Source organism: Hyphomicrobium facile, from assembly GCF_900116175.1.
GTDB classification, from domain to species: domain Bacteria; phylum Pseudomonadota; class Alphaproteobacteria; order Rhizobiales; family Hyphomicrobiaceae; genus Hyphomicrobium_B; species Hyphomicrobium_B facile.
Window position 1 is genome coordinate 330249 of sequence record NZ_FPCH01000001.1, and the last position, 23932, is coordinate 354180.

Consider the following 23932-nt stretch of genomic DNA (forward strand, 5'->3'; position numbering starts at 1 on the left):
GCTTCACCCGTGAGAAAAATCCGCTGAATTTCTGTCAATTCGCAACGCGGAGTTCGACGCGCCTATCGAGCTGATACAGCTCTTCGGCTGTATATTTGCTCCTGTCGACTCCCGTGAAGGGTTCGTTCGCGCCCTTCGGCACCAACTCGAGCTTGCCTTGATAGCCACCATTGCGAAGCACGCGCTCAATTGCGACGAGCCGCTCGCGGGAGAGTTCCATGTTGTAAGCCGGTAAACCGCGCTCGTCGGCGTGACCGGAAAGAATGACCGCCGCGAATTTCTTCAACATCAAAAACTCGAGCAGGAGATGAGCGGCGCTGTGCCCTTCCGGCGTCAGCGTTGCTTCATTGTAGACGAAGGTAATCGGGACGGGCATGGTCGTCGCTGTGATGCGCGAGGCGGGAGCTTGTGATGTCGATTCCGGCGCCGAAGGCGGTGAGGGCGACAGCAGCGGCTGCGTCGCCGAGGACTGATTTGCCGGCGGTTCCGGCGGACGAGAGGGCTGAACGTTAGCCAAACCGCCCTGTTCACTGACCTTGGCGCTTGGCGCACCAGTTGCGTCCTGATGCTTTGCTTCCTCTCGGGCAGCGGCTACGACGCCTTCGAACTTCTTCAGTAGTTGAGTTGCTGGCGGTTCATGGCTTGAGGTCGTTGGTTGCGGAGACGGCACAGCCTTCAGCGGTTCGGACGCCGAGGCCGTCGCATTCTCGGGGTTAGCTTCGACGCGCAAGCTAATATCGGGTGAGGAATTCGCGAACCGGTATTCCGTCACGATCGACCAGTCACCCCTATCGTTGGCCGTGGCAGTCCCTATCGGCGTTGAGCCCTCCAGAACGGTCACTCGCGCAAATGGGGCGGCAGTACCTCCGAACACGGACGGGCCAATTGACGAGATGCGTGCGATCGTCAAAGCCGGGGCGTCTGAATTCTTTTTTGTGGCAGTTTCGCTAGACTGTGCTTCGGCTGCTGCGGTTTCGTTTGCTGCCGTGGTCGCCGGTGTTTCTGAATTGAGCGGCGGCCGAGGCGCATTCGCTTCGGCAGAGCGCGGAGCGGTGGCTTTGGGCGTCGCGGCATCGGCCCCTGCCGCTGGTCTCCATTTCTCTGGCATCCCCACGTGCAGAGTGACGGCGAGCTCAACAGGCCACGTAAGGAAGCCGACCTGAGCCAGCGCAACAAAGCCGCCGAGCAGAAGAAGGATCAGGACGAACAAAAGTCTGGCGCGCATACGAGATGCCTTGCAGGATGCATAAAGCATCATTCTTACATCAATTTCGTTCAAGATATGGTGGGCCGGCGCGCAAGGCCATCGTGCTCAGCAGGCGACACGTCGGGCGTAAGCGTCCACAAAATATTGGCTTCCGGGCCATTAGCAGCATCACGTCATAGTTCCGGCGCGACTTCACCAGGCAGCGGTTGGGCGCGATCATATACGTTGCGGAGGCCTGCTGCCGCAGCCCGCATCATCGGCGCTCAAATCTAATCGATGATATGGTAGCCGCCATCGATGTATAGCGTCTCGCCGGTAATCAGCTTAGCTCCATCCATGCCGAGAAACGCGACGGCGACCCCGACGTCATCGATCGAGACCAGACTACGGCTCGGCGCCTTCGATTGTGCTTTTTTTAGGAGCTTATCAAATTCGGTGATGCCAGAGGCGGCGCGAGTCTTCAGCGGACCGGGAGATATCGCGTGAACTCTTATGCCTTTTGGCCCGAGTTCGGCGGCCATGTAGCGTGTCGCGGATTCCAGAGCAGCCTTCACCGGTCCCATGATGTTGTAATGCTCGACCACCATTTGCGAGCCGTAGTAGGTCATCGTGAACAGGGCTCCGCCGGATTTCATCAAGGGTTCGGAGAGTTTCGCCATTCTGATGAATGACCAGCACGAGATTTCCATCGCTCGAAGAAACCCGTCTTTGGAACAATCGACAACGCGCCCCTGCAAGTCTTCCTTCGGCGCGAACGCGATCGAATGAACACAAAGATCAAGCCTGCCCCATTCCTTCTTTATTTTTTCGAATGCCTGCTCGAGCTGACCCTCCTGTTGAACGTCAAGCGGGATCAAGATAGGGGCGTCAATCTCCTTGGCGAGAGGCTCGACGTAGGGCTTGGCCCGGTCATTCAGATAGGTGATTGCAACATCGGCGCCGAAGGCCCGAAAAGCCTTGGCGCATCCCCAAGCAATCGACTGATCGTTCGCGATGCCGGTGACCAGCGCCTTTTTGCCCTTGAGCAGGTTGAGCGATGCAACGTCGATCATGCCCGCTTTTCCTCGAGCGACTCTGCGGTATGCGCTCGCAGCGTCCGGAGCGTATGTCGCGCGATCGTCAGTTCCTCATCGGTCGGCAGCACATAGCAAGCGACGCGCGATCCCTGCCGGGAGATCCGAAGCTCGTTGTTCGTGTTGGCTTGTTCAGAGAGTTCGATGCCGAGCCACGACAGACGGTCCGCAACGGACCGGCGAACCGCCGGCGCATTCTCGCCGATACCTGCAGTGAATACGAAGCCATCGATCCCACGCAGAGCGGCCGCGAGCATGCCGGTGAAGAGCGCGATACGATATGTGAAGTAATCGATCGCAAACTTGGCCTTCGGCTCGGTGCTCGCGAGCAATTCGCGGACGTCATTGCTCACCCCAGAGAGGCCTTTGAGGCCGCAATCGTGATAGAGGTAATGCTCGACTTCATTTGGACTCATCCCCTTTTCACGTAAGAGATAGAGCACGATGCCGGGGTCGAGCTGGCCTGGACGTGTCCCCATGGGTAAGCCGTCGAGCGCTGTGAAGCCCATACTGCTTTCGATGCTTTTTCCCGCCAGTAGCGCGCACATCGAAGCGCCGCTGCCGAGGTGAGCCACGACGACCCGGCCATCGGCAATTTCGGGCGCGACTTCGCGAAGTGATCTCGCGATGGACTCATACGACAGCCCATGAAAACCATATCGGCGGACGCCTTCGTCGTAGAGATTTTTCGGGATGGCGTAGCGGTCTGCCAGATCCGGGTGGCCTCGATGAAAGGAGGTATCGAAGCAGGCGACCTGCAAAAGGTGCGGCCGCCGTTCGAGCACGATCCTTATAGGTGCGAGGTTGTTCGATTGATGCAGCGGCGCAAGCGGAGCGAAACGTTCGAGGCGGTCGACCACCCATGGGCTGACGACGGCCGGCTCGGTGAAGTCCGGGCCGCCATGTACGACCCTGTGACCGATCGCGACCGGCACTTCCCCGACATACTCGCGTAGGAACGCCACGAGTTCATCGAGCGCGTCCGCCAAATCGCCGACCTCGCCGTCGCTCCATGACTTGTCGACCACAAGTTCGCCCTTGGCGTCTCTTGCCAAAAAGTGTGGTCTTGTCCCGATGCCCTCGATCTGCCCCTTGAGGCGTCGATTGAGCTCGTCACCACGTCCAACTTCGAACAGCTGGAACTTGATGCTTGAGCTGCCGGCGTTGACCACCAAAATCGCTTCCGTCATCGCTCAAGCTCTGATTGCGGCATCTGCTCGTCGACTATGGCCGAGCAACATCGCCACGGCACAAGAAGCCAGACGCGTGCGAATATTGTCCGCGCGTGAAGTCAGGATGATCGGCACTCTGGCACCCAGAACAATGCCAGCGGCATCCGCCTTCGAGATAAACGTAAGATTTTTCGCGAGCATGTTGCCCGCTTCGAGATCGGGAACGACCAAAATTTGCGCTTGTCCCGCGACCGGCGATTTAATGCCTTTGATTTGAGCGGCCGCTGGGCTGATGGCATTATCGAATGCGAGCGGCCCATCGACTTCGCCGCCGGTGATCTGTCCTCGATCCGCCATCTTGCAGAGCGCGGCCGCATCGATTGTGGAGGGAATGGCAGGCGATACCGTCTCGACAGCCGAGAGAATTGCGACTTTCGGTGTGCCGAGACCCAAGCTGACATAGAGATCGATCGCATTCTGCACGATGTCGCGCTTCGCCGAGAGGTCTGGTGCGATGTTCACGGCGGCATCGGTTATAAACAATGTACGCGGATGATCAGGAACGTCCATCACGAACACATGGCTGATGCGCCTGTTGGTCCTGAGCCCCGTCTCGCGCTTCGTCACGGCCCCCAATAGCTCGTCCGAGTGGAGGCTTCCCTTCATGAGCAACTCGGCCCTTCCGGAGCGAACAAGCTCGACGGCCTTCTCGGCAGCCGCCTGACTGTGAGGCACATCGATCAACTCCAAGCCGCTGATATCGAGCCCAGCTGCTTTCGCGACGGCGGTAATGCGATCCTTGGGTCCGACGAGGATCGGCGTAATCAAGCCCGCTTGCATCGCCTCGAGCGCGCCACGGAGAGAAGTCTCATCGCACGGATGCGCCACCGCCGTCGAAAGAGCCGAGAGGCGCTGTGCAGCCGCGATCAGGCGCTCATATTTCTCGTGGCGGTGCAATTCTGAGACGGCTGCCTTCGCCATAACCTTTCTCCTTCGAAAAGGTTACCACACGAGGGAGAGCGCCACCTCACCCGGCATTCCACCGGGAAAACTTACGATTTCAGCACGAAGCCTGTACCCAAGTGGCCGCAATTGCTCGTCGTAGAATTCGAACGCATCCTTGGCGAAGCCGGTTAGCGACGTCGGCCATTCGGGATCCGCTATGTTGATGCGTCGACCCCCGTCGCTACAGTAGTTCGACGGGAAGGTAATGACCTGTAGGTGATGATGTCCGTTTTGAGCTGCGATGCGCACGGCATTGTTGATGCGCTCGACTGCCTCAGGCGCAACTTTACGCGACATGAAGGCTTCGCGCAGTTCGCGTTGTTGCTGTTTTTGGCTTTGACTGAGCTTTTGCTCGCGTTTCAGCTCTTCCATTTCCGCATCGGAGGCGATCATCTGCAGATCTTCGGGTCTCAACAGTCCAGGCATGCTTTCTTCTCCTTCTGTCTTCGGCCAGCGGAAAGCTGCTTTCTCAGTGATGCTTCGAACTTCTGACAGTCTGCACCGTTGGAGCAGCGGCCGCATGTTGCCGGGTCAAATTCTGCAACTCATCGGATTCGAAAATAGCCTCGATCTCCGCCAGTCGCTCCCGCGCTGGTTTGCTTCGGACACCGACGAGTTCAATGATCCGGTCGAGCTTTCCCTTCATTCTGAAGGCTAGATCCGGATTGCGTGCGAGCATTGACGGAATGGCATTGATAGCTCCGCGCTCGTCCAGCAACAGCATCAGGAACTGCTGGCGCACGATTTGCTTGAATGTCGTGAGAGTGACGCCTTTGCCGGTATCTTCTCGCATGCGCCGCAGAAGATTGAATCCGCGCTCGTCAATGACGCCATCGGGCATTCGGATATAGAGAAGCGCGCGGATAATGGCCTCCCGCGGACCGCCGTCCGATATCCGGCTTTTGAGCTCGTCAATTTTTTGCGCGATCAGCGTACGATAGGCGACGCCGTCATCCAGTCTTCGCCGGGGTTTGTCGTCGCTTGCTTTGAGTCCCACGAGTGCTTGCAAAAGCGGCGAACCGTAAAACGCATGAAACCACGCTTCGATCGTATTGTCGCGTAGATCGCGATAGGCATCGAGCCTATCAATGAACCACTCGCTGAAGCTTTCCTGCGCCTGCCATAAGACGTTGTCTTTCGAGACAGGCTGGCGGTTTTCCCGGATCCACTCAACATTCGACAGCAGGGGCTGCAGCAGAGGATTAGAGTCGGAGAAAAATTCATATTGCATGCGAAGAGGATGTAATCGGCGCATCCATTCTGCGGTGGTCTCGTTGGCCCAGGCTCTCATCCATGGCTGCATAAACGTCCGATAGAGCCCGAGATTGATTTCGGAGAGGCGCGCGACGGCCGCAAACTCGCGATCGTCCTCCTCGCTGTTGCTGCCGAGTGCGCGGATGTCATCTAAAGTGCGGGCTTCGAAGCGGACTAGATAGTCACCCCCTATGAATTCGGCCCCGGCTTCGTCACCGTTCTTGGGCGTCATCACGGCTTCGTAGAGACCGGGCGGTAGCGTATCGATCAGATCGATATTGCTCGCGAATTGATCGTGCTCCTTCTTGGCAACGGAGCCCGAAACAAAGATGCCGAGATGTCCCACGGACTCGTGCACCGCATAAACGATCGTTTGGCCGTGAGTCCGAATGTCGTCAACGCTGTCGTAGAGATCGAGAATCCAATCCAAGGCCTGCGGCGGGGGCGTGATGTTGTCTGCCTTCGAGCAGAAGACGACAATCGGCGAGCGAATGTTACGAAGATCGATGCGAGCGCCGTTGGACGATGCGATCTCACCCGTCGTGAGTTTATTTGCGACGAACAATTCATCGGCAATGAATTGCATCTCACCGGCGTTCAGCAACACATGTCCGCCCCACCACTGTTCGAAATCCAGATACCGCGGCGTTTCGGTGTCGACCTTGGAGTAGAGATTGTAGTGCTTGGCCCAAAGAGTATTTGCGGGGTTGAGGTTCTCGAAATTGAAAACGAGCCACGCACCATCGAACTTGCCGTTACCGGTATCTCCGAGCAGAGCGGTGAGCCAAGTGCCGCCAAGTAAACCGGCGGTGTAACGCATGGGATTCTGTCTCGGCTCTCCGGCCCAATACGAGAGGGGAGCCCCCGCGATGATGATTGGGCCGAACAGCTCAGGCCGCTCGGCCGCCACCATCATGACAGCCCAACCCGCTTGGCAATTGCCGATAACGGCTGGCTTGCCGTCCGCCTCCGGATGCAGGTTAATGACATGCTGAATGAAGACGGCTTCCGCCTGTGCGATGTCTTCAATTGTCTGATCCGGAACCGGCTCCGGAAGAAAGCCGATGAAATAGCACGGGTGACCGGCCTTCATCGCCACGCCGATCTCACTCTGCGGCTTGAACCCGCCGATGCCGGGTCCATGCCCGGCTCGTGGGTCGACGACCACAAATGGCCGCTTACGTTTGTCGGGCTTGTCTTCTTCGGAGGGGACTATGCGTACGAGTGCGTAGTTCACAGGCTTTGATAATGTGCGGCCATCAATGACAAGCTCGCAGGCGAATTTCAAAACATGCGGCGCGCGCTTGGCTGCGTGCTCATGATACCGCGAGCTTCTTTGCTCGAGTGCGTCGAGAAAGAGAATGCTGCGTTGCCAAGCATCGATCGAATACGCCCACGCGTCCAAGGCTACGTTGAATGGTTGTGGGTTGCTCGGTTTTTGGACGGCTGAAATCGTTGGGTCGGGCATGAGCGGCTACTCACAAAATTATCAGCCGGCGCACTAATGCGTTGCACCATATGCCGATATTGATCGAAATCAAGGTTGCGAACTTGTTCATCATCTCGCACGACGACCGCTTATAAATCTCGCGCGTGGAGTCGCGTAGCGCTTCATAATAGGTTATCCAGCGACGCTGATCGCGGCGAGTTTGCAGTTTAAGTAATCACTCTCTCGTCCCCATTTCAGCGCAATTCAACGCCTTATGAAGTGATTAAATGACGATGCAAATGTGATTTAAAAAATCGTGAATTGGTCGAGGTTGCCCTCACTCGCGGCAAGCAGCGCAAACTGATTTTGACCCGTCTCAGCGAAAACATGGCCAGCGTTGAAAAGGCCTTGGGTTATGGATCGCTCGCCAAATTTGACGATCCACAAGAACGGCGGTCGAGCGAACACGTCGTGACGGAAAGCGTACAGCGGTGAAACGCCGACGCAAGTGAACCTTCGTCCGGCGGCGCGAGTGTGCGGTAATGCGGCAAGCTCAACCAGATGCACTTAAGTCATCCGTTAAGACCGTGGGCGCTCGTCGGCTCGCTACCGGACAGTCGGAAAGTCGTTCGTTTCGATCAGGCCCAACGCTCACGCCCCGGCGCATGGTGTCTGGGGTGAAAAAACTTGCCGCTGATTGGACCTATGATGTGGTGTCCATCGGCTACCCGGGCCCAGTCTTGGGGGGGGCCGGCCTTCAGCGGAACCTGTAAACTTAGCGCGTGGATGGGTCGCGTTCGATTTCGCGCAGGCGTTTGGTCGTCCCGTCAAAGTGATAAACGATGCCGCCATGCAGGCCTTGGGAAGCTACGAAGGCGGAAAGATGCTGTTTCTCGGTCTAGGAACAGGACTCGGCACCACCTTGATCGCTAGCAGCCGATGGAACTCGGTCATTTGCCGTACAAGCAAGGAACCTACGAGGATTACGTCGGACGCGCCGGCCTTGAGCGCAACGGGAAGAGAAGGTGGCAAGGTCATGTGGCCGATGCATCGAGCGTCTTATGGCGGCCCTGCAGCCAGATGATACGGTGATCGGCGGAGGCAATGTCAGAAAGCTCCGCACACTGCCGCCGCCTTGTCGCGCAGGCGACAACGCCAATGCCTTTCGGGGCGGTTTTCGGTTGTGGGTTGAAGCCAGTTTGTCCCGCGGGAATTGCCGGCGCGCCACGTTCACTCCAGGTGAGTGATGCGATTCAGGACTTGGCGGATCTCGCCGGGTTGGAGATCGTGGACTGGTTTTACGATGCGACGCGATTCCCGATGTGAGTGAACCATGATGCCTCCTCGAGTTCTTCAGACTCGCCCGCTCCAAAACAAGCAAACGCGCAGGTATCTTGGCTCTCTGTCTCTGGCCCATCTCCGGTGCGGATCGATTGGGCGCGCATGACCGCGTCAGGGGCGTCGCCACCGCCTTGCCACTCGGTCGTGGGCCGACTTCCGCAAATGGGATAAAGCGGTCCCGAGCGTGGCAACGCCGCCCTCTTCGCTGAAGCGGTCCGTCGAGACGTGAACGTATGCGATGCCGGCAAACGGCTCAAATGCGAGTGAGCCTGCGTTCATTGGAAGTCCCATCTCGCCGAAAATCTGGCCGGTGTCGCCGCCGTAATTGGCTTCGATGCTTTCGAGGAAAAACAGGAAATACAACTCTCCGTTCCGTGTCGATGTCGTGCCATGTCCACGACGCGCCGGTGCGCAGAGCGGAGGCGCCGACCGGTCCGCCCGCGTAGGCTGCAAGGAGGACTGCATTCCTCGGATTGCGAATGTCATTCTGATTGCAGCACGCAGCGCCGCGCGGGCGCACCGAGAAAATTTGAAGTCGCAGCTTGATGCCGAACTCCTGGCGTCCTCGACAGATTAAAGGAGCTGGACGCGCTTCAGGTCGGCAGCTTCGCCGCGCGCTGCGATCCGAGGACCTATGAAGCCCTGGTGGAGTTGGCCGAGCGTCATCGCAAGGCGGTTTTGGTCCGCCATTTTCTTCGCTCGTTATCGAGAACGGTTGCCGTGGATCAATCGAAGTCGCAGGCCGTAGTCTTGATGACTGGATGAAATGGGCCGCCACTAAGACCGATGAACTTGATGCGATGGTTCAGGGCGCCGAGCCCGTGTTCCGGAAACTCGCGAAGTCACGAGCCGCTTGGAAATCCCGCCAAATGCTTGGATATGATATTTTTTCTTGCAAAATCAACTGGTTATAAAAATTATTTGTGTTGATTGGTGCCCAGAAGAGGACTCGAACCTCCACGCCTTGTGAGCGCTGCTACCTGAAAGCAGTGCGTCTACCAATTCCGCCATCTGGGCATCGACGTGTCAGGTAAATTGTGCCGGCCCGGAAGTCAATTGCGTGACAGCTATCCGGTCGAGACAATGTTCAAGGGGACCGACGAGGGGCCCGGCGACTTTGCAGCGTCATTTCGACCCTTAGTGCCAGCGGTTGCACCATGAGATGACGGGCGCTGCAGGGCTTCACGCTGTGCTCGACGATGCAGAGCGGTCTGCGGCCGATGCCGTGTGGAGCAATAATCAGGACGAGGGTTGGCGGCCGCTTGCTCCAAACGTGGCAACATCGAGATCTCGCGCTTGTGGTGCCGCGCCGCGCGAGCGTGGCCGTCGATCTACAGAAGGTCGCTATTCGTCTGCACGCGAAACGGCGAGTATGTGACGGATCGCAGAATCACCCCAAGGTTTCGAAATAATTACCGCCTACTGATTTTTCTCTTGGAGCCATTCGTTTCTATTTTTCGAGTCGCGCATCTTCGTGCCCGCTCGATCTGTGCTCGTCGATTGAACAAATCGCCTTTCTCATAAGTGCATTTTGTGGCCGATGTTCTCAATGCTGACAATTGGTCTAGCGGCGCTTGTTCGGCGTAGACAAATGCTTTTTTTCCAATTCGCACGCTGATCCCAAATTCCGGGAGAATGATTTTGATCAGTGCTTTGCAGCGGGGATTGGCTGCCGCCACCTGCACCTTCACTCTTTTCGGCAGTTCGTCCGCTTTCGCGCAAGAGTTCCTGAGGTTCAATCTCTGGGATGACGACTCTTGGATCAGCGTCGGAGCGGGCCTGCGCGGGCAGTTCATCACGGAGCCCGAGAAGTCAGGACTTAATGATGCGGAACTAGCAAACGCCCGACTTTATATACAGGGCCAGCTCACCAAGAAAGTCGGCTTCACTTATAATACCGACATAGATCAAGCTCCGAACGGCGATCCCACTGGTATGCAAACTCTCGACGCGATGGCTCGCTTCGAGTTTCACGACGAGTTCAACCTCTACGGTGGGCGTATGTTGCCTCCGAGCGATCGCGCAAACCTCGACGGGCCATTCAATCTCGGAACGTGGGAATTTCCGTTCGTCAGCGCCTATCCCAGTATTTTCGATGGGCGCGACAATGGAGGCGCCGTCTGGGGCGATATCGGCAAGTTCAAATATATGATTGGCGGATACCAGGGTTGCACCGCAGATAACAACACGTGCTTCAGTCGCGAAGCCAATGGGCCGCTTGTTGCTGGCCGTGTGCAGTATGATTTCTGGGATGCAGAGGACGGCTATTACACCTACTCGAGCGACTATTACGGCAAAAAGAAAATTCTGTCGGTCGGTGTCGTCGGGCAGTTCCAGAGTGGAGCCGCGACCGACGGTGTGCGGTCAGGTGATTTCACCGGCTTCAACGTGGACGTGCTGATGCAGCATCACGCGTTTACCGCGCATGACAATTTTACGATCGAAGGTGCGTATTACATCTACGATACCTACGGCATCGATACGAGCACCGCGGATGGCGGAAACGGGCTTGCTTCCGGCAATGCCTGGTTCATCCTGACGAGCTACCTGATCGATCACAAGGTTTGCATCGGCAGGTTTGAGCCGGTCTTCCGCTATCAGGAGTTCGATCACGATTTCGGTCCGGACCAGGTCGAATATTCGGTCGGCAGCAACTTCATCATCGATGGGCACGACGCGCTTCTGTCCGCCCTCTATTCGCATGAGAATATCGACAACTTCGGCGACAGGAACGTCGACAGATTTATTCTGGGTATGCAACTTCAGTTTTGATGAAACGGCTACGCCGCACCAAGCCGCGACAGGGCCCACCGGGCGTTCTTGCGGACATCGGCGTCGGGATCGGTCGCTGCTTGGTTCAGGATATCGCGCGTGTCCGGATGCGCGAGATGACCCAAGCCGTTGGCCGCCTCCTTCCGCAAATTTGGCTCTGGATGGTCGAGGTTCCGCGCGATGTGAGGCGCAGCTTCCCTGACGCCGAGTTGCGCAAGGCTGCGCACGGCCTTGAGACGTACCTGCCAGAAGGCATCATCGAGAGCCGCTACGAGCGGCGCGGGATCAAATCCCTCAACCTTGGTGTAGCCAAGGGCTTCCGCCGCCGCTTCCCTCACGCTCCACGCGTTGTCGGCGAGCCCACGCACGAGGGTCGCGACGCCACCGGCAAGGCGCGAAAATCCAAGGGCGCTGATTGCCGTGCGTCTCACGTGCGGGTCGGGATCTCTCGCGGCGGCCTGCAGCGCGGGAACGGCGTCCTCGCGTTTCAAATAGCCGATGACGCCGACCGCTTGAATTCGAACCTCGGTATCTTCGTCCTGCAGGGCCTGCAGCGCTGGCCCCAAAGCGAGAGCCGACCGCAGTTCCTTCAGCCCGCGCAACAGCGACGCGCGCACGAACGGGGATGCATCGGTCAATCCAGCAACAAGGACAGGTGCCGCGTCGGCATCCTTGATCTCGCAGAGGCCTTCAGCAGCGGCTTGCGAAACGCCGGGATCGGCATCGCGGAGAAGCGCGACCAGGCCTTCGGCGTCGCCAGGCCCGCCGAAGGTTCCAAGTCCGAGCGCTACTTGCCTCCGCACGCCCGGATCCGGATCGCGCACGACGCTTAGAAGCAGCTTCGACGCCTCGGGATCGCCGCTGTCGCTCAAGGCCAAGACCGAAACTCTACGCCGCTGAGGGTCGTCCGACTGCAGGTCCTCTGCCAGCGCCGCGAGGTCGACGTCGTCTTCAAACAGGTCCGCCGTCACGTGGCAATCCTCGTCGCGGCCACATCGTCAGCCTGGCGCGTGCGCTGCCTGTAATAAAGATCCTTCTCGTCGTCGGCTATCGGCACGACGTATGGCTGGACTTCACGCTTCTCGACCGTCATCCGGCCATCGGTTTTGCCGACAAGCGTATGGCAGAACCAATCGGCGTCATTTCGATCCGTATAGTCCGTGCGTAAGTGATAGAGGCCCCACCGGCTCTCTGTCCGAAACAGCGAGGCGGCGGCCGCCATATCCGCGCAATCGAGAATGGATGAGGCTTCGAGCGCTCGCAGAAGCTCATGGGCGTTGCGCGCCAGCATGCCCTGCTCAAGGTCTTCGCGGACCTCGGCGAAGCGCTGCTGTGCCAGCTGGTACTTGCGCGGGACCTTCGGCGGCTGCAGGTAATCGTTCACAAGCCGCCGCGTCTTGTACTCGATCTGGTTTGGCGGAATGCCGCGCTCGCGCTTCGTCGGTGCTAAAACCCGCTCGCACTCCCGCGTCACTTCCTCCGCATCGATATCCGCAAGTGAGACGCCGGCGGCGTATTCCACGGCATGCTCACCAGCGATCATACCGTTCGTAAAAGCGCCAAGCATATAGCTGTGCGGTACGCTCGCCATGTCGCCGGCGGCGTAGAGGCCCTCCACGGTGGTTCGCGCGAACTCGTCGACGAACACTCCCGAGGCGCTATGGCCGGAGCAGAAGCCGATCTCGGAGATGTGCATTTCGATCATCTCCGCACGGTAATCCGTTCCGCGCTGCTCGTGGAATTTGCCGCGCGATGGTCGTTCTACTTTGTGCAGGATGTCTTCGATCTCCGAGATCGTGCTGTCGTGGAGGTGGTTCAGCTTAAGGAACACCGGCCCCTTGCCGGACTGTAGCTCGGTGTAGAACTCCAGCATCATCTGCCCCGACCAGTAGTCGCAGTCGATGAAGCGGTTGCCTTCGTTGTTTGCAGTGTAGGCGCCGAAAGGACCGGCGACGTAGGCACATGCAGGGCCGTTGTAATCCTTGATGAGGGGATTGATCTGGAAGCATTCGAGGTTCGCGAGCTTCGCGCCGGCATGATAGGCCATGGCATACCCGTCGCCGGAATTTGCCGCGTTCTCGTACGTGCCAAACAGGTATCCGGAGGCAGGCAGACCAAGGCGTCCGGCCGCGCCCATGCAGAGGATGATCGCCTTGGCCCGGATGATCAGGAACTGACCCGTGCGCGTATTGACAGCAATCGCGCCGGCGATCCGCCCGTCGCTTCCCTTCAGCAGGCGGGTTGCCATGTATCGGTTCGAGATCAGCAGCTGTGCCCGCTTGAGCTGGCGGTAGAGCGCCTTCTTCACGGTGTCGCCGTTCGGCATCGGCAACACGTATGCGCCGAGATGATGAACCTTCTTGACCGCAAAGTCCCCGTTCTCGGTCTTCTGAAATTTGATGCCGAAGCGATCGAGTTCCTCAATGACGCTGTAGCAGCGTTCCGCATATTTGAGCACCGGCTTCTGATCGACGATGCCATCGTTCGCGATCGTGATCTCGCGGACGTACTGTTCGGGCGTCGCATGGCCTGGAATGACAGCGTTGTTCAAGCCGTCCATTCCCATCGAGATCGCGCCGGAGCGCTTCACGTTCGCCTTTTCGAGCAGGATGACTTTCGATTTCGGGTTCTTCTGCTTGGCTTTCAGCGCCGCCATGGGCCCTGCCGTTCCGCCGCCGAGAACAAGAACGTCGCAACTGATCTCCGACGTGCCGTCAATGAGTTGGTCGAGTGCCACGGATACCCTCTCGCCTGGCTTAAGACTTCGGCGAACACACTAGTGCGGATCCGGGACCGAGAGGCAGCAACTAATTGCTTTTGCAGTGTGCTGCACGATGCCAGTTTTGGGGGGCGATGGCGATACAGGAGTCTGGCTGACGGATGCGCGTTACCGATGTGCTTTTGACCGAACAGGGTGAGGGATTGATCATTGTCGCCGACAATGGCCGCCGGCATGAACTCGGCGCGGCGTTGTTGTGGGTCGAGTGTCCCTCAGCGCAAGGTCGCGTGCGCCGCGAGCGCGGTTTGCATCGTGCTGCGCCCGAAGGCCTGACCATCGCGGCCGTAAACCCGATTGGCAACTACGCCGTCAATCTCGTTTTCTCTGACGGCCACGCACGCGGCATCTACCCATGGCCGTATCTTGCTGCCTTGGCCACGCGACCCCAACTCGAAGATTTCCTGATCGATTGAAAGTTTATGACCGCATGCCGCTAGCCACTTCCTACACGATCGTTCCAGTCGAAGTCGACGATGCGAAGTGCATTGCCGACAAGGGCTGTACCGTTTGCGTCGATGTCTGCCCGCTCGATGTCCTGCGGATCAGCGAGATCACGCAGAAGGCGTACATGGCGTACGATGAATGCTGGTACTGCATGCCGTGCCAGACCGATTGTCCGACCGATGCGGTTACCGTCAACATCCCGTATCTGCTGAAATGACTCAGCCGGCGGTGTGGGCTTCGCGCAGACCGCGCCGATTGAGGATTACGATCGAATCCGGCCGGACCGACACGAGCCCCTCGCGCTCGAAGCGTGCCAACGTCGCCGTGACCCACTGACGTGTCGAGCCGATGATGGCCGCAAGCTGCTCGTGCGTGACGTCGCGTGGTATTTCGCTTTCCTGACCAATGGGGGCCGAGCCGGTGCGGTCTGCAAGGGCCAAAAGCAGTTCGGCCAGCCGGTCGCGTGCCGGCTTCGTCGCCAGAATTTGCGCCAGCGAGGAATAGCATCGCCCCTTCACGATAAGCGCATCGATCAGTCCCATTGCGAGAATAGAATTTTGCGCGGCTAAGGCTCGCAACGCGCGTCCCGAAACGCTGTAGAGCACACTTGGCGTCGCGGCCTCCGCCGACCAGATATGGGCGCCGCGTCCGAACAGCTCCGGTCCGCCGACGAAATGACCCTCGCCCCAGTAAGCGAGTGTAATCTCCTTACCCGAAGGCCCAGAGTAAAACGTGCGCACGGAGCCGCTCTCGATCATGAAGATGCCGTTGTGAGGCTGGCCTTGTTCGAAAACCGGCTCGCCGGTCTTGAGGCGGAGCACCGAACCGGCACGCCGCAGGCTAGCCCGCAGGCTCTCCGGCAGAGTGCCCATCAGCTGTAAGCTGTCGTCGACCGTCTCTTGCTCATCGATCAAGAAGAGTGCATGGCCCTGTGGGCTGGACGGCGAAACGTCTTGTGCAGCATCAAAATTCTGCATGGAGCCTCCAGAGCTGACGGGATTGTATTAGAAGGCTTCCAGGGAAAACGCCTAAGAAGAATTTCTGCATTGCTTGTGACGTGGGTTGCTCAGCTTTGAGGCGGGCTTCCTAGCGGGCTGAGGCGCGGCAGCGGGAACCCGTTCTGACGGCCGCGAAGCAGCTCGAGGCAATGGCGCTTGAGCTCGCCGAATTCAGCTGTCGCGACGATTTCCGCCGGCCTCGGCCGAACGAACGGCACGCGAATGATCTCCAGTAACCGGCCCGGCCGCGGCGTCATCACGATGATGCGGTCGGCGAGAAACAACGCTTCGTCGATGTCGTGTGTGACGAACAGCACTGTCGTGCGAACGCGCGCCCATATCTCCAGCAGCAGTTCTTGCATCATCAGGCGTGTCAGCGCATCCAGGGCGCCGAAAGGTTCATCCATGAGCAGCAGACGCGGCTTGTTGACGAGAACGCGTGCGATCTCGACACGCTGCTGCATACCGCCCGACAGTTGCTTGGGATATCGATCTGCGAAATCGCCAAGGCCGATCAGGTCGAGGATTTCGATCGCCTGCCGCTTACGCTCCGCCTTGGGAACGCCGCGCATCTTGGGCCCGAACGCGACGTTGGCAAGCGCACTCTTCCACGGAAATAACGTGTGATGTTGAAAGACAATCCCGCGATCCGGGTGCGGACCGCGCACGGCGAGGCCGTCGACTTTCAGAGTTCCGCCACTCGGGGTGATGTGGCCAGCGAGCGCACCAAGAAGTGTCGATTTTCCGCAGCCCGAGGGCCCAATCAGGCACACCAGCTCTCCGGGTTCGACGTCGAAGCTCACGTCCTGTACGGCCTCAAATGCCTGATGGCCGAAGCCTAGGCGTATCGAAACGTGCTCGGCCTCGATGCGGCCCAGTTCGGGCTTCGTCAGTCTCTCTTCGCCGCTCATCGCCGGGCACCTTCAAGATTGTTCCACGGCGTCAGACGCGCTCCGAGCCAGCGCAGGAGCACGCTCGATCCCATGCCAAGTACGCCGATCAGCACCATGCCGACGACGATGTCCGGATAGTTCTGCAAAATGTAGGATTCCCACGTGTAGTAGCCAATGCCGAACTGGCCGGAGATCATCTCCGCAGTGACGAGACAGAACCAGCTCGTTCCCATCCCGATGGCGAGCCCAGTCACGATGCTGGGAGCGGCTGCGGGAATCACCACCTCACGCAGGATTGCGCCGCGAGAAGCGCCAAGGCTCTGCGCCGATGCGATCAAACGCGCGTCGACGTTTTCAACGCCGTGCACTGTGTTGAGCAAAATGGGAAATAATGCGCCGATGAACGTGATGTAGATCATCGAGGCTTCCGACGACGGAAACATCAGAACCGCAAGCGGTATCCAAGCGACCGCCGGAATGGGCCGCAGCAACTCGAGCGGAGGCAACAACAGATCCGCCGCCCGGCGCGAGCGGCCTACCGCAAGCCCGAGGGCTATACCGAGACACGCGGCGATGACGTAGCCCACGCCAACGCGCCTCAGGCTGCTCGACACGTGATCGAACACTTTGGAAGACTGTGCCAGCGCGACTGCCGCTTCCAGGACGTCGGTTGGCGCCGGCACGTTCGTAAAGGTGACGACGCCAAGATTGATGCGGAACTTCGACGCCGCCTGCCATACGAGGAGGCAGGCGGCGATCGAGGTCAATTTCAACAACCAGCTGGCAAGGCTGGAGCGAGCGGAGGATGTCACGTGCTGCCCGGTCAGTTGCTTGCGAGGACAGCCGCGCGGACGCCGGCGTAGTCGAGAACTTTGCCGCCGTTTGCCTTGGCCCAGGCCTCAGCCTGTTCCTTGAGAAGGAATGCGCTCACTTCGCCTGCATCGGAGCGGACGAACCAGGCTTGCGCGCCCAGCAACTTGATACCGGTATTGCGATCCTGCGCGTAAAGCACGCGGATGGCTTTCCCCTCGGTCTCAAGCGTCTTGAGTGCCTTGAGCGCGTTTTCTGCATGAGCGTAGTGACGGACCAGCGGCTCGTCCTTGACCCAGATCTGCGCTACGCGCTTGCTATCCTTGATCTCCTCGCCGGTTGCCGCGTCCTTTGCATTTAGCGGCAGCTGCTCGTAGTTCTTGAGCTGCGCATCGTAGTCCAGGCCGGAGGCCTTGAAGGCGGCCTTGATATAGGTGTCGTTGACGAAGGTATCCAAGTTGAGTCCCTGATCGGTCTTCTTCAGAAGCTTCAGTGTCTCAATGGCGGTCGCGACGGCTTGGCGATATTCAGGCTTCCAGGTGAGGTCGCGAGTCTGCAGGCCGAGTGGACCGTGGAAGAGGTAGTTCACTTCCGCCTCGACGCCCGTGACCTTGGCGATGAGTTCGCTGTATTTCTCGGGCTGTTCGGCAATGAGCCTGTTGGCCTCGAGCGCTGCCTGCAGATAGGCGGTCACGATCTCCGGATATTTCTCCGCATAGGCCTTGTCGACGAGGGCGCCGTGGAACGTCGGACCGTTAGCCTGCGAGCCGTCATAAATCTTGCGGGCGAATCCGCGCCACGGGAACAGCTCGGCGAATGGTACGAAGTCGGCGTGCGCATCGACCTGGTTGGATTGCAGAGCGGAGCCCGCCACTTCCGGTGTTTGCGCGATTATCTTCACGTCGGTATCGGGGTTCCAACCCTGAGCTTTGATCGCGCGGAGCAGAAGACCATGCGATGTCGAGGCGAAGGGTACGGAGATGGTCTTGCCCTTCAGCTCGGCGAGGGACTGAACCGATGAGGAACTCGGCACCACGATGCCGTTACCCGAGCCCTTTACGCTTCCCTGCAGAACCGAGATGAAGATGCTGCTGCGTCCTGCCTTCTCATGCGCAACGCCATTGAGCGAGCCTGGAAAATCAGCCATGACGCCGAAGTCCACCTTGCCCGCGATTTGATCATTGGTGATGGCCGCGCCCGTGGTGAAGTTACGCCATTGAATGTCGTAAGTTACGTCCTTGTACTTTCCATCCTTCGGCAGGTACTTTTCGAGAAGCTTCTCTTCGCGAATGATCAGACCGCCGGTGGCCGTATTGATCGTGGTGTCCTGCGTGCCGATGGCAACGCGGATCGTCTCAGCCGAGATCGCTTGGGTGACGTGACTGCTCAAGGTGAGCAGGATCGCCGGAATAAGTAGCTTGCCGCGCATGTGTGAACCCCTACGGAATCATGTGTGCCCCGGCCTTCGCTAATGACGAGGCCGGTCGATCCCGAGAGGATGCTGATGGCGCGATAAACCCTGAAGCAATTAGTTTGCAGAGCCGTTAGATCGATTTCTTATATCGTTCTTCCTTTGGGACTGGTGCATTCCATTTGGAATAAGAAAAGCAGGAATTGTTGTTACGGCCCGCTTCGATCGTCTCCTAGATAATCGCGCACTCGTTCAAACGCTTGTCCGGGACGAAATGAAATGGCTGACGGGACGTATGATCATGAAAGCTTTCAAGAGGAGCGGCGGATATTCCCGCAAGGGAAAGGTCAGCGCAGCTCCGAACGGCCGTTCCTTGGTGCGCTGAGCTGCTCGCACGAACGGCTGGTTGCGGGATCGTGGGAGGAGGTCCTGCTGACCTACGTTGTCGGCGAAAGTGGCATCGCGGATGGAGCGCGGCTCAAGATTGCTTTCAAGTTCTATACGGATTGGGCGCTGTTTCAGACCAGCGACCCGACCGCAGCGAACTACGTGTCTGCCGAATACGCTGCCGCGCCCCTCGTTGAGGGTCAAAGTCCACCGACGGTGCAGGCTCTGAAAATCACTTTTGACCAGAAGGGTCACGAGAGACCGTTTCAGAAGGCCCTCTTAATCGATTTCGTCGACGGCTACCTCAATCCTGGCGACACGATCATCATTCGCCTCGGTGACCGGCGTTCTGGTGGGCCAGGCACGCGGGTTCAGACCTTCGAGGAGGCGGCGTTCACATTCCGGGCCTACATTGATCCGCTCGGCACATCCAAATTCGCACCGGTTCCCGGTGACGCCACGATTGAATTCCTGGCGGGATCGCCGGCGGCACTGTCGATCGTAACGCCACGACTTGTGAAGGCTGGTGAGAAGGCGTCCATCCGGGTCCGTGCGTTTGATGTGTGGGGAAACGTTTGCCGAGACGTGAAGGAGCCCGTCGAGCTGAAGATCACGGAAACGAACAAGCAGGACGTCAAGACGATCGCGTTTCCCGAGGCCGGATGGGCCGTGGTGCGGCACGACTTGATGACCGATGGCCTGGATGGTGCGGTAGAAATTCTGGCACACTTTCCGAGCAATTCCCGTATTGCCGCCGCGCGCGCGGTGCTGAGCGTGGATCCCGGTTTAAGTGTCCCGCAGGCCTGGTTTGCCGATCTTCATGTTCACTCCGACGACACGGTCGGCATCAACAGCACCGACTACAATCTCCGGTACGGCCGGGATGTGGCGGGTCTCGATGTCCTTGGCTACACGGCGAATGATTTCAACGTCACGGAAAGCGATTGGATCAAATCCGTTGATCTCATTCGTGACTTGCATCGTGATGGGGCGTTCGTCACGTTTCCAGGGACTGAATGGTGCGGCAACTCTTGTGCCGGAGGGGACCACAACGTCATCTTCCTTCACGACAGGCAGCCCGAGTTTCCCTTCCATCATTCAGGGCGCCCGGCCCGATCGTTCGAATGGAACGCGGCGATGCAGGGTGGAACGATCGAACCCGGGACGTGGCCGCTCAATGATCTGTGGAGCGTCTACGAACATGATCCTGAGGGACATCTGCTCATTCCGCACGTGGGCGGACGGCGAGCAAACCTCGATTGGCATGATCCGGCGCTCGAACGGCTGATCGAGGTCAGTTCGACCTGGGGTCACTTCGGGTGGTTCTACCAGGAAGCGATTTCTCGAGGATACAAGCTCGGCGCTTCTGCTGCGGGAGATGAACACCGCGGCCGATGTGGGGGAGGAGCACCGGGTGCACAAGTCTTCGGAGTCCGGGGCGGTCTAACGGGCGTGATCGCGCCGGCACTGACGAGGCGAGATATAGGGCGAGCGCTTCGGGCACGGCACACCTGGGCGACGACCGGAGAACGCATCGTCGGTTTGCTCTCATCCGGCGCGGCGATCCAAGGAGATGAGATCAGTGCAGCGGTGGCGACGACGCTGAAGTATCGTCTGTTAGGCAGTGCTGCCTGGGACTACATCGCAGCGTACGATCACAACGGCGTATTCTGGGAGCGGAACCTTCAGTCAGAGGCGGGGTATAGCTCGCGGCGTTTCCGGCTGCGTTGGGGCGGCGCTCGCATCAAGGACCGTTATCGGGCAGCAAAGTGGTCCGGCACGATCAAGGTCGCGAACGCGGTGATCCATTCCGTCAAGACTTTCGGATTTGAACACATCGAAGAGGCTGCGTGGCGACACGGCGCCAACGAAGTCTCGTTCAAATCCGAGACCTACGGTGATGCCGACACGATCGAGTTTGACGTCACCGGTCTGGCGGACGCTACAATAACGGTCGAGGGGACGATCGGGGAATATCAAAAGGTCGGTGACACTCTATCACCTGCGCTCTTCGCACATCGGCCAACCTTCGCCTGGCACGTGTCGGGCGCGCAGCTCATCGACGAAGGTGTGTTGCGTCGTGATTTGGGTGGCGAGGGTTTGTTTCTCGCGCTCGAACGCTTGACCGGCAAGCCGTTGCCTTTGGAGGTCGCCGGTGAACTGGAAGTCGATCCACGCAATGGCCCACACGGGTTCAGACCCGTCTATGTTTACGGCCGTCAAATTGACGATGAAAAAGTGTGGACGTCGCCGGTCTTCATAACCTTTGCGCAGAGCTAACAGTGTGGGCCGCCGTCTTCGCGACGACGGCCCCTCTCGTCCTACTGGGTGAGTGAGGCGGGATCGATCTTGGACTTGACGAGGCCATTGTCGATCGCCGCGGCAAGCCGCTCGGCGAGGAGTTTCTTGAACCCGTCGTCAATTTCGATCTTGATGTCATCGCGTGACTTGGCGGCGTATAGCGGATTCTCGCTTTCCAGCTTTTTGACGACAGCTGCATCGAGGCGCTGGGATTCGGCAAACCACGTTGCTGCCTGATCCGGATTTGTTGCGATATAGAGGACCGCGTCCTTCAAGGCTTCGACATACCGTTTCACCGCATCAGGATTGCTGTTCAGATATTCGGTGCGCACGATCGACGTGAAGCGGAACGGCCAACTTTGAATTTTCTTGGCGCCCAGGCTTTCTTCCAAACGAAGAACCTGCGGCTGGCGGATAAGCGCGGCGTCAACCAAGCCCTTCTCGAGGGCGGCCGGAAGCTCGTTGGGTTGCAGATTGACGAGCTCGACGTCGGTCTTCGCATCGAGTTTTGCATCCTTCAGCGCCAGGATGAGATCGAGGTGGGACTCGGATCCCACGGAGACACCAATTTTTTTGGACTTCAGGTCGATAAGTGACTTTGCCGAGCTGTCCTTCGGAACAAGCAGCGCATGGCTCGACTGGCCGAGCGTTGCGACAAACTTCACGCTGCCGGGTGCCTTTGCCGAAAGCGTGAGCGGTGGCAGGAAGCTGGTGACAACGGCGTCGAGCTGGCCGGAAACGAGGCCCTCCATCATCGGAGGACCGTACTGGAAGCCCGTAAACTCCGCGGTGAGTTGATGCTTCTGAGCGATGCCGGCTTTTTCGAGCACTACCGGTACCTGGCCGTTCATGCCGGACGGGTATCCAATGCGGATCTTGGCATCTTCCGCCGCCGCCGTGCCGACGGAAAGTGCGCCGGCGAGTATTGCGAGCATCATGCGAAGCGCCGAAGCGCGTAAACGGGACATCTGTGTTTCCTTCTTTATCGAGGGTAGTTCCAAGGTACGATGAAGCGGCGTTCGAGCACGCCGAGCGAGCCAATCATCACTGCTCCAAGCAGGCCGATGACCGTCATTCCGACGAGGACGCGAGAGGTTTCGAGGCTAAGACGGCTGATCTGGATCATGTAGCCGAGCCCCGACTGGGCGGCGATCAGCTCGGCTGTGACAACGGCCATCCACGCCTGGCCAAGTCCAATGCGAAGGCCAGTCACGATCATTGGAAGAGCAGATGGCAGCATCACTTTGGTCAACAACGCAAAGGGACCGGCACCCAAAGAGCGTGCAGCGTTGACGTGCTCCTGCTGGAGGGACGTGCCGCCGGCGAAGGCGTTCAGGAATATCGGGAAGAACGCGGCGATCGACGTGATGAAGTAGCTTGGAGGATCTCCCAGGCCCATCCACAGGATCGCGAGCGGAATCCAGGCGATAGGCGGAATCGGCCGGATCAGTGCGATGAGCGGCATCACCAAGCCGCGCAGGATGCGTGAGTATGCGAGCACCAGAGCCAAGGGAACGGCAATGGTGGAGGCGATAGAGAACCCAGCGAAGACCCGGAAGATGGAGGCGCCGATGTCTTTCGCCAGTGAACCGTCCGCGATGAGTTCAGCGTATGTTGAAAGCACCGATAACGGCGAGGGCAGCAGGACGTCGTTGCCGAGATGGGCGGACGCCCACGTCCAGATGCCGGCGAAGAGCGACAGGCCAATTGCGCCGAGCGTGATTGCGACGGCGACGCCTTTGAACTTCCGCAACGATTGGAGGGCGACTGTCATCGAAACGTCTTTCGGGCCTCAACGCGAATGACGTCGGTGATTTCGCGCCTACGTTCGATGAAAGCGTGGTCGTTGAGGACCTCCGCGGAGCGCGGCCGCGGAATGTCGATTGCAAACTCGCGTGCGATCCGCCCGGGATACGTTTGCATCACCACGACTCGGTCGGCGAGGAAAATGGCTTCCTCGATGTCATGCGTGACGAAGACGACGGTTGGCCGAAGCTTGTCCCAGATCGAGAGCAGCTCCTCCTGCATCAGAGAGCGTGTCTGTGCATCGAGAGCTCCGAACGGCTCATCCATAAGCAATACCGGCGGACGTGTCGCAAGTGCGCGAGCTATCCCAACCCGCTGCTGCATGCCGCCTGACAAGCTCGCCGGCCACTCGTTCGCGACATGAGCGAGGCCGACAATGTCCAATAGATCCTGCGCAATCTGGCGAGCGTTTGTGAGTCCCAGACGCCGAGGCCCGAAGGCGACGTTGTCGAGAGCGGTCATCCAAGGGAACAGAGAATGCTTTTGGAAGACGACGCCGCACTTTGCCGACGGTCCGGTCAGCGGCTCACCGTCCAGCAAAACGCGACCCTGTACCGGTGTACAGAAGCCGGCCATCACGTTGAGAAGAGTGGACTTCCCGCATCCGCTCGGTCCCAGCAGAGCAACGAACTCGCCGGCTCCAATCGTCAGGGACACATCTTGTACTGCTGAAACGGCGCGTGCGCCGAAGTTGACGGTCACACCATCGAGGCTGAGGCGCGGCTTCTGCTGCGCATGCGACGGTACCGGATCAACAACGTGCAGGTGCGGAGCCGGGCCAGTGGGCGCCGTCTCGATGTAGTCGGCGCGTTGATGAATTGGCGAAACACCCCGCGCCACTGCCCACCTT

The 23932-nt window shown here is 58.9% G+C and carries 20 protein-coding genes and 1 tRNA gene; 4 read left to right on the top strand and 17 right to left on the bottom strand.

Annotated elements, in window-relative coordinates; genetic code table 11:
- Positions 1 to 34 precede the first annotated feature (34 nt).
- The 8 genes from BM399_RS01605 to BM399_RS01645 form a co-directional block, all read right to left on the bottom strand.
- The gene (locus tag BM399_RS01605; RefSeq protein WP_177228014.1) at positions 35 to 1225 is read right to left on the bottom strand and encodes an OmpA family protein; all 1191 of its coding nucleotides are present in this window, start codon (positions 1223 to 1225) and stop codon (positions 35 to 37) included.
- Between the two features lie 251 nt (positions 1226 to 1476).
- Complete coding sequence (fabI, locus tag BM399_RS01610; RefSeq protein ID WP_092863287.1) at positions 1477 to 2259, bottom strand: enoyl-ACP reductase FabI; 783 nt, start codon at positions 2257 to 2259, stop codon at positions 1477 to 1479.
- Complete coding sequence (locus BM399_RS01615) at positions 2256 to 3470, bottom strand: acetate/propionate family kinase (RefSeq protein WP_092863290.1); 1215 nt, start codon at positions 3468 to 3470, stop codon at positions 2256 to 2258. Before BM399_RS01615 ends, fabI begins: the two co-directional genes overlap by 4 nt.
- A gap of 3 nt (positions 3471 to 3473) precedes the next feature.
- Positions 3474 to 4433: a phosphate acetyltransferase gene (locus tag BM399_RS01620; RefSeq protein ID WP_092863293.1), complete on the bottom strand. Its 960-nt coding sequence runs from the start codon at positions 4431 to 4433 to the stop codon at positions 3474 to 3476.
- A gap of 21 nt (positions 4434 to 4454) precedes the next feature.
- Positions 4455 to 4850 carry a hypothetical protein gene (locus tag BM399_RS01625; protein ID WP_244531023.1) on the bottom strand — a complete coding sequence of 132 codons (396 nt, stop codon included), beginning with the start codon at positions 4848 to 4850 and terminating at the stop codon, positions 4455 to 4457.
- A gap of 76 nt (positions 4851 to 4926) precedes the next feature.
- Positions 4927 to 7179 carry a DUF3141 domain-containing protein gene (locus tag BM399_RS01630; RefSeq protein ID WP_092863299.1) on the bottom strand — a complete coding sequence of 751 codons (2253 nt, stop codon included), beginning with the start codon at positions 7177 to 7179 and terminating at the stop codon, positions 4927 to 4929.
- 1413 nt (positions 7180 to 8592) lie between these two features.
- Complete coding sequence (locus BM399_RS01640) at positions 8593 to 8844, bottom strand: autotransporter domain-containing protein (protein ID WP_177228015.1); 252 nt, start codon at positions 8842 to 8844, stop codon at positions 8593 to 8595.
- 568 nt (positions 8845 to 9412) lie between these two features.
- Positions 9413 to 9498, bottom strand: a tRNA-Leu gene (locus BM399_RS01645).
- Positions 9499 to 10116: 618 nt separating this feature from the next.
- Here BM399_RS01645 and BM399_RS01650 point away from each other — a divergent pair.
- Positions 10117 to 11253: a porin gene (locus tag BM399_RS01650; protein WP_244531024.1), complete on the top strand. Its 1137-nt coding sequence runs from the start codon at positions 10117 to 10119 to the stop codon at positions 11251 to 11253.
- A gap of 8 nt (positions 11254 to 11261) precedes the next feature.
- On the opposite strand, the gene BM399_RS01655 is transcribed toward BM399_RS01650, so the two are convergent.
- Both BM399_RS01655 and BM399_RS01660 read right to left on the bottom strand, forming a co-directional pair.
- On the bottom strand, positions 11262 to 12224 hold the full coding sequence (locus BM399_RS01655; RefSeq protein WP_092863305.1) for a HEAT repeat domain-containing protein: 963 nt from the start codon (positions 12222 to 12224) through the stop codon (positions 11262 to 11264).
- Positions 12221 to 13990, bottom strand: a complete 1770-nt coding sequence (locus tag BM399_RS01660) for a fumarate reductase/succinate dehydrogenase flavoprotein subunit (protein ID WP_092863308.1) — start codon at positions 13988 to 13990, stop codon at positions 12221 to 12223. Before BM399_RS01660 ends, BM399_RS01655 begins: the two co-directional genes overlap by 4 nt.
- A 143-nt stretch (positions 13991 to 14133) precedes the next feature.
- On the opposite strand from BM399_RS01660, the gene BM399_RS01665 reads away from it, so the two are divergent.
- Together BM399_RS01665 and BM399_RS01670 are read left to right on the top strand one after the other, a co-directional pair.
- Positions 14134 to 14445, top strand: coding sequence for a gamma-butyrobetaine hydroxylase-like domain-containing protein (locus tag BM399_RS01665; RefSeq protein WP_092863311.1), 312 nt, complete (start codon positions 14134 to 14136; stop codon positions 14443 to 14445).
- A gap of 14 nt (positions 14446 to 14459) precedes the next feature.
- On the top strand, positions 14460 to 14693 hold the full coding sequence (locus BM399_RS01670) for a 4Fe-4S dicluster domain-containing protein (protein WP_092866122.1): 234 nt from the start codon (positions 14460 to 14462) through the stop codon (positions 14691 to 14693).
- Position 14694: 1 nt separating this feature from the next.
- Here BM399_RS01670 and BM399_RS01675 read toward each other — a convergent pair whose 3' ends face one another.
- From BM399_RS01675 to BM399_RS01690, 4 genes are all read right to left on the bottom strand, one after another.
- Complete coding sequence (locus tag BM399_RS01675; protein ID WP_092863314.1) at positions 14695 to 15453, bottom strand: Crp/Fnr family transcriptional regulator; 759 nt, start codon at positions 15451 to 15453, stop codon at positions 14695 to 14697.
- An 89-nt stretch (positions 15454 to 15542) separates the two neighbouring features.
- Positions 15543 to 16385: an ABC transporter ATP-binding protein gene (locus BM399_RS01680; RefSeq protein ID WP_092863317.1), complete on the bottom strand. Its 843-nt coding sequence runs from the start codon at positions 16383 to 16385 to the stop codon at positions 15543 to 15545.
- Positions 16382 to 17179 carry an ABC transporter permease gene (locus tag BM399_RS01685; RefSeq protein ID WP_092863320.1) on the bottom strand — a complete coding sequence of 266 codons (798 nt, stop codon included), beginning with the start codon at positions 17177 to 17179 and terminating at the stop codon, positions 16382 to 16384. The genes BM399_RS01680 and BM399_RS01685 overlap by 4 nt, the downstream gene beginning before the upstream one ends.
- An 11-nt stretch (positions 17180 to 17190) precedes the next feature.
- Entirely contained in the window at positions 17191 to 18606 is a 1416-nt protein-coding gene (locus tag BM399_RS01690; protein WP_092863323.1) for an ABC transporter substrate-binding protein, read from the bottom strand.
- A 261-nt stretch (positions 18607 to 18867) separates the two neighbouring features.
- On the opposite strand from BM399_RS01690, the gene BM399_RS01695 reads away from it, so the two are divergent.
- Positions 18868 to 21255: a PHP domain-containing protein gene (locus BM399_RS01695; RefSeq protein ID WP_092863326.1), complete on the top strand. Its 2388-nt coding sequence runs from the start codon at positions 18868 to 18870 to the stop codon at positions 21253 to 21255.
- Positions 21256 to 21296: 41 nt separating this feature from the next.
- On the opposite strand, the gene BM399_RS01700 is transcribed toward BM399_RS01695, so the two are convergent.
- The 3 genes from BM399_RS01700 to BM399_RS01710 are packed head-to-tail and all read right to left on the bottom strand — an operon-like array spanning position 21297 to position 23922.
- The gene (locus BM399_RS01700; RefSeq protein ID WP_092863329.1) at positions 21297 to 22244 is read right to left on the bottom strand and encodes an ABC transporter substrate-binding protein; all 948 of its coding nucleotides are present in this window, start codon (positions 22242 to 22244) and stop codon (positions 21297 to 21299) included.
- A 14-nt stretch (positions 22245 to 22258) separates the two neighbouring features.
- On the bottom strand, positions 22259 to 23050 hold the full coding sequence (locus tag BM399_RS01705; protein ID WP_092863332.1) for an ABC transporter permease: 792 nt from the start codon (positions 23048 to 23050) through the stop codon (positions 22259 to 22261).
- The gene (locus BM399_RS01710) at positions 23047 to 23922 is read right to left on the bottom strand and encodes an ABC transporter ATP-binding protein (protein WP_244531025.1); all 876 of its coding nucleotides are present in this window, start codon (positions 23920 to 23922) and stop codon (positions 23047 to 23049) included. The genes BM399_RS01705 and BM399_RS01710 overlap by 4 nt, the downstream gene beginning before the upstream one ends.
- Positions 23923 to 23932 lie beyond the last annotated feature (10 nt).

Bases quoted from the DNA above. Each gene is read 5' to 3' on its own strand.
- BM399_RS01700 (WP_092863329.1), bottom strand. From the start codon at position 22,244: ATGTCCCGTTTACGCGCTTCGGCGCTTCGCATGATGCTCGCAATACTC.
- fabI (WP_092863287.1), bottom strand. From the start codon at position 2,259: ATGATCGACGTTGCATCGCTCAACCTGCTCAAGGGCAAAAAGGCGCTG.
- BM399_RS01620 (WP_092863293.1), bottom strand. From the start codon at position 4,433: ATGGCGAAGGCAGCCGTCTCAGAATTGCACCGCCACGAGAAATATGAG.
- BM399_RS01650 (WP_244531024.1), top strand. From the start codon at position 10,117: ATGATTTTGATCAGTGCTTTGCAGCGGGGATTGGCTGCCGCCACCTGC.
- BM399_RS01615 (WP_092863290.1), bottom strand. From the start codon at position 3,470: ATGACGGAAGCGATTTTGGTGGTCAACGCCGGCAGCTCAAGCATCAAG.
- BM399_RS01625 (WP_244531023.1), bottom strand. From the start codon at position 4,850: ATGATCGCCTCCGATGCGGAAATGGAAGAGCTGAAACGCGAGCAAAAG.
- BM399_RS01675 (WP_092863314.1), bottom strand. From the start codon at position 15,453: ATGCAGAATTTTGATGCTGCACAAGACGTTTCGCCGTCCAGCCCACAG.
- BM399_RS01605 (WP_177228014.1), bottom strand. From the start codon at position 1,225: ATGCGCGCCAGACTTTTGTTCGTCCTGATCCTTCTTCTGCTCGGCGGC.
- BM399_RS01695 (WP_092863326.1), top strand. From the start codon at position 18,868: ATGGCTGACGGGACGTATGATCATGAAAGCTTTCAAGAGGAGCGGCGG.
- BM399_RS01680 (WP_092863317.1), bottom strand. From the start codon at position 16,385: ATGAGCGGCGAAGAGAGACTGACGAAGCCCGAACTGGGCCGCATCGAG.
- BM399_RS01705 (WP_092863332.1), bottom strand. From the start codon at position 23,050: ATGACAGTCGCCCTCCAATCGTTGCGGAAGTTCAAAGGCGTCGCCGTC.
- BM399_RS01665 (WP_092863311.1), top strand. From the start codon at position 14,134: ATGCGCGTTACCGATGTGCTTTTGACCGAACAGGGTGAGGGATTGATC.
- BM399_RS01630 (WP_092863299.1), bottom strand. From the start codon at position 7,179: ATGCCCGACCCAACGATTTCAGCCGTCCAAAAACCGAGCAACCCACAA.
- BM399_RS01670 (WP_092866122.1), top strand. From the start codon at position 14,460: ATGCCGCTAGCCACTTCCTACACGATCGTTCCAGTCGAAGTCGACGAT.
- BM399_RS01690 (WP_092863323.1), bottom strand. From the start codon at position 18,606: ATGCGCGGCAAGCTACTTATTCCGGCGATCCTGCTCACCTTGAGCAGT.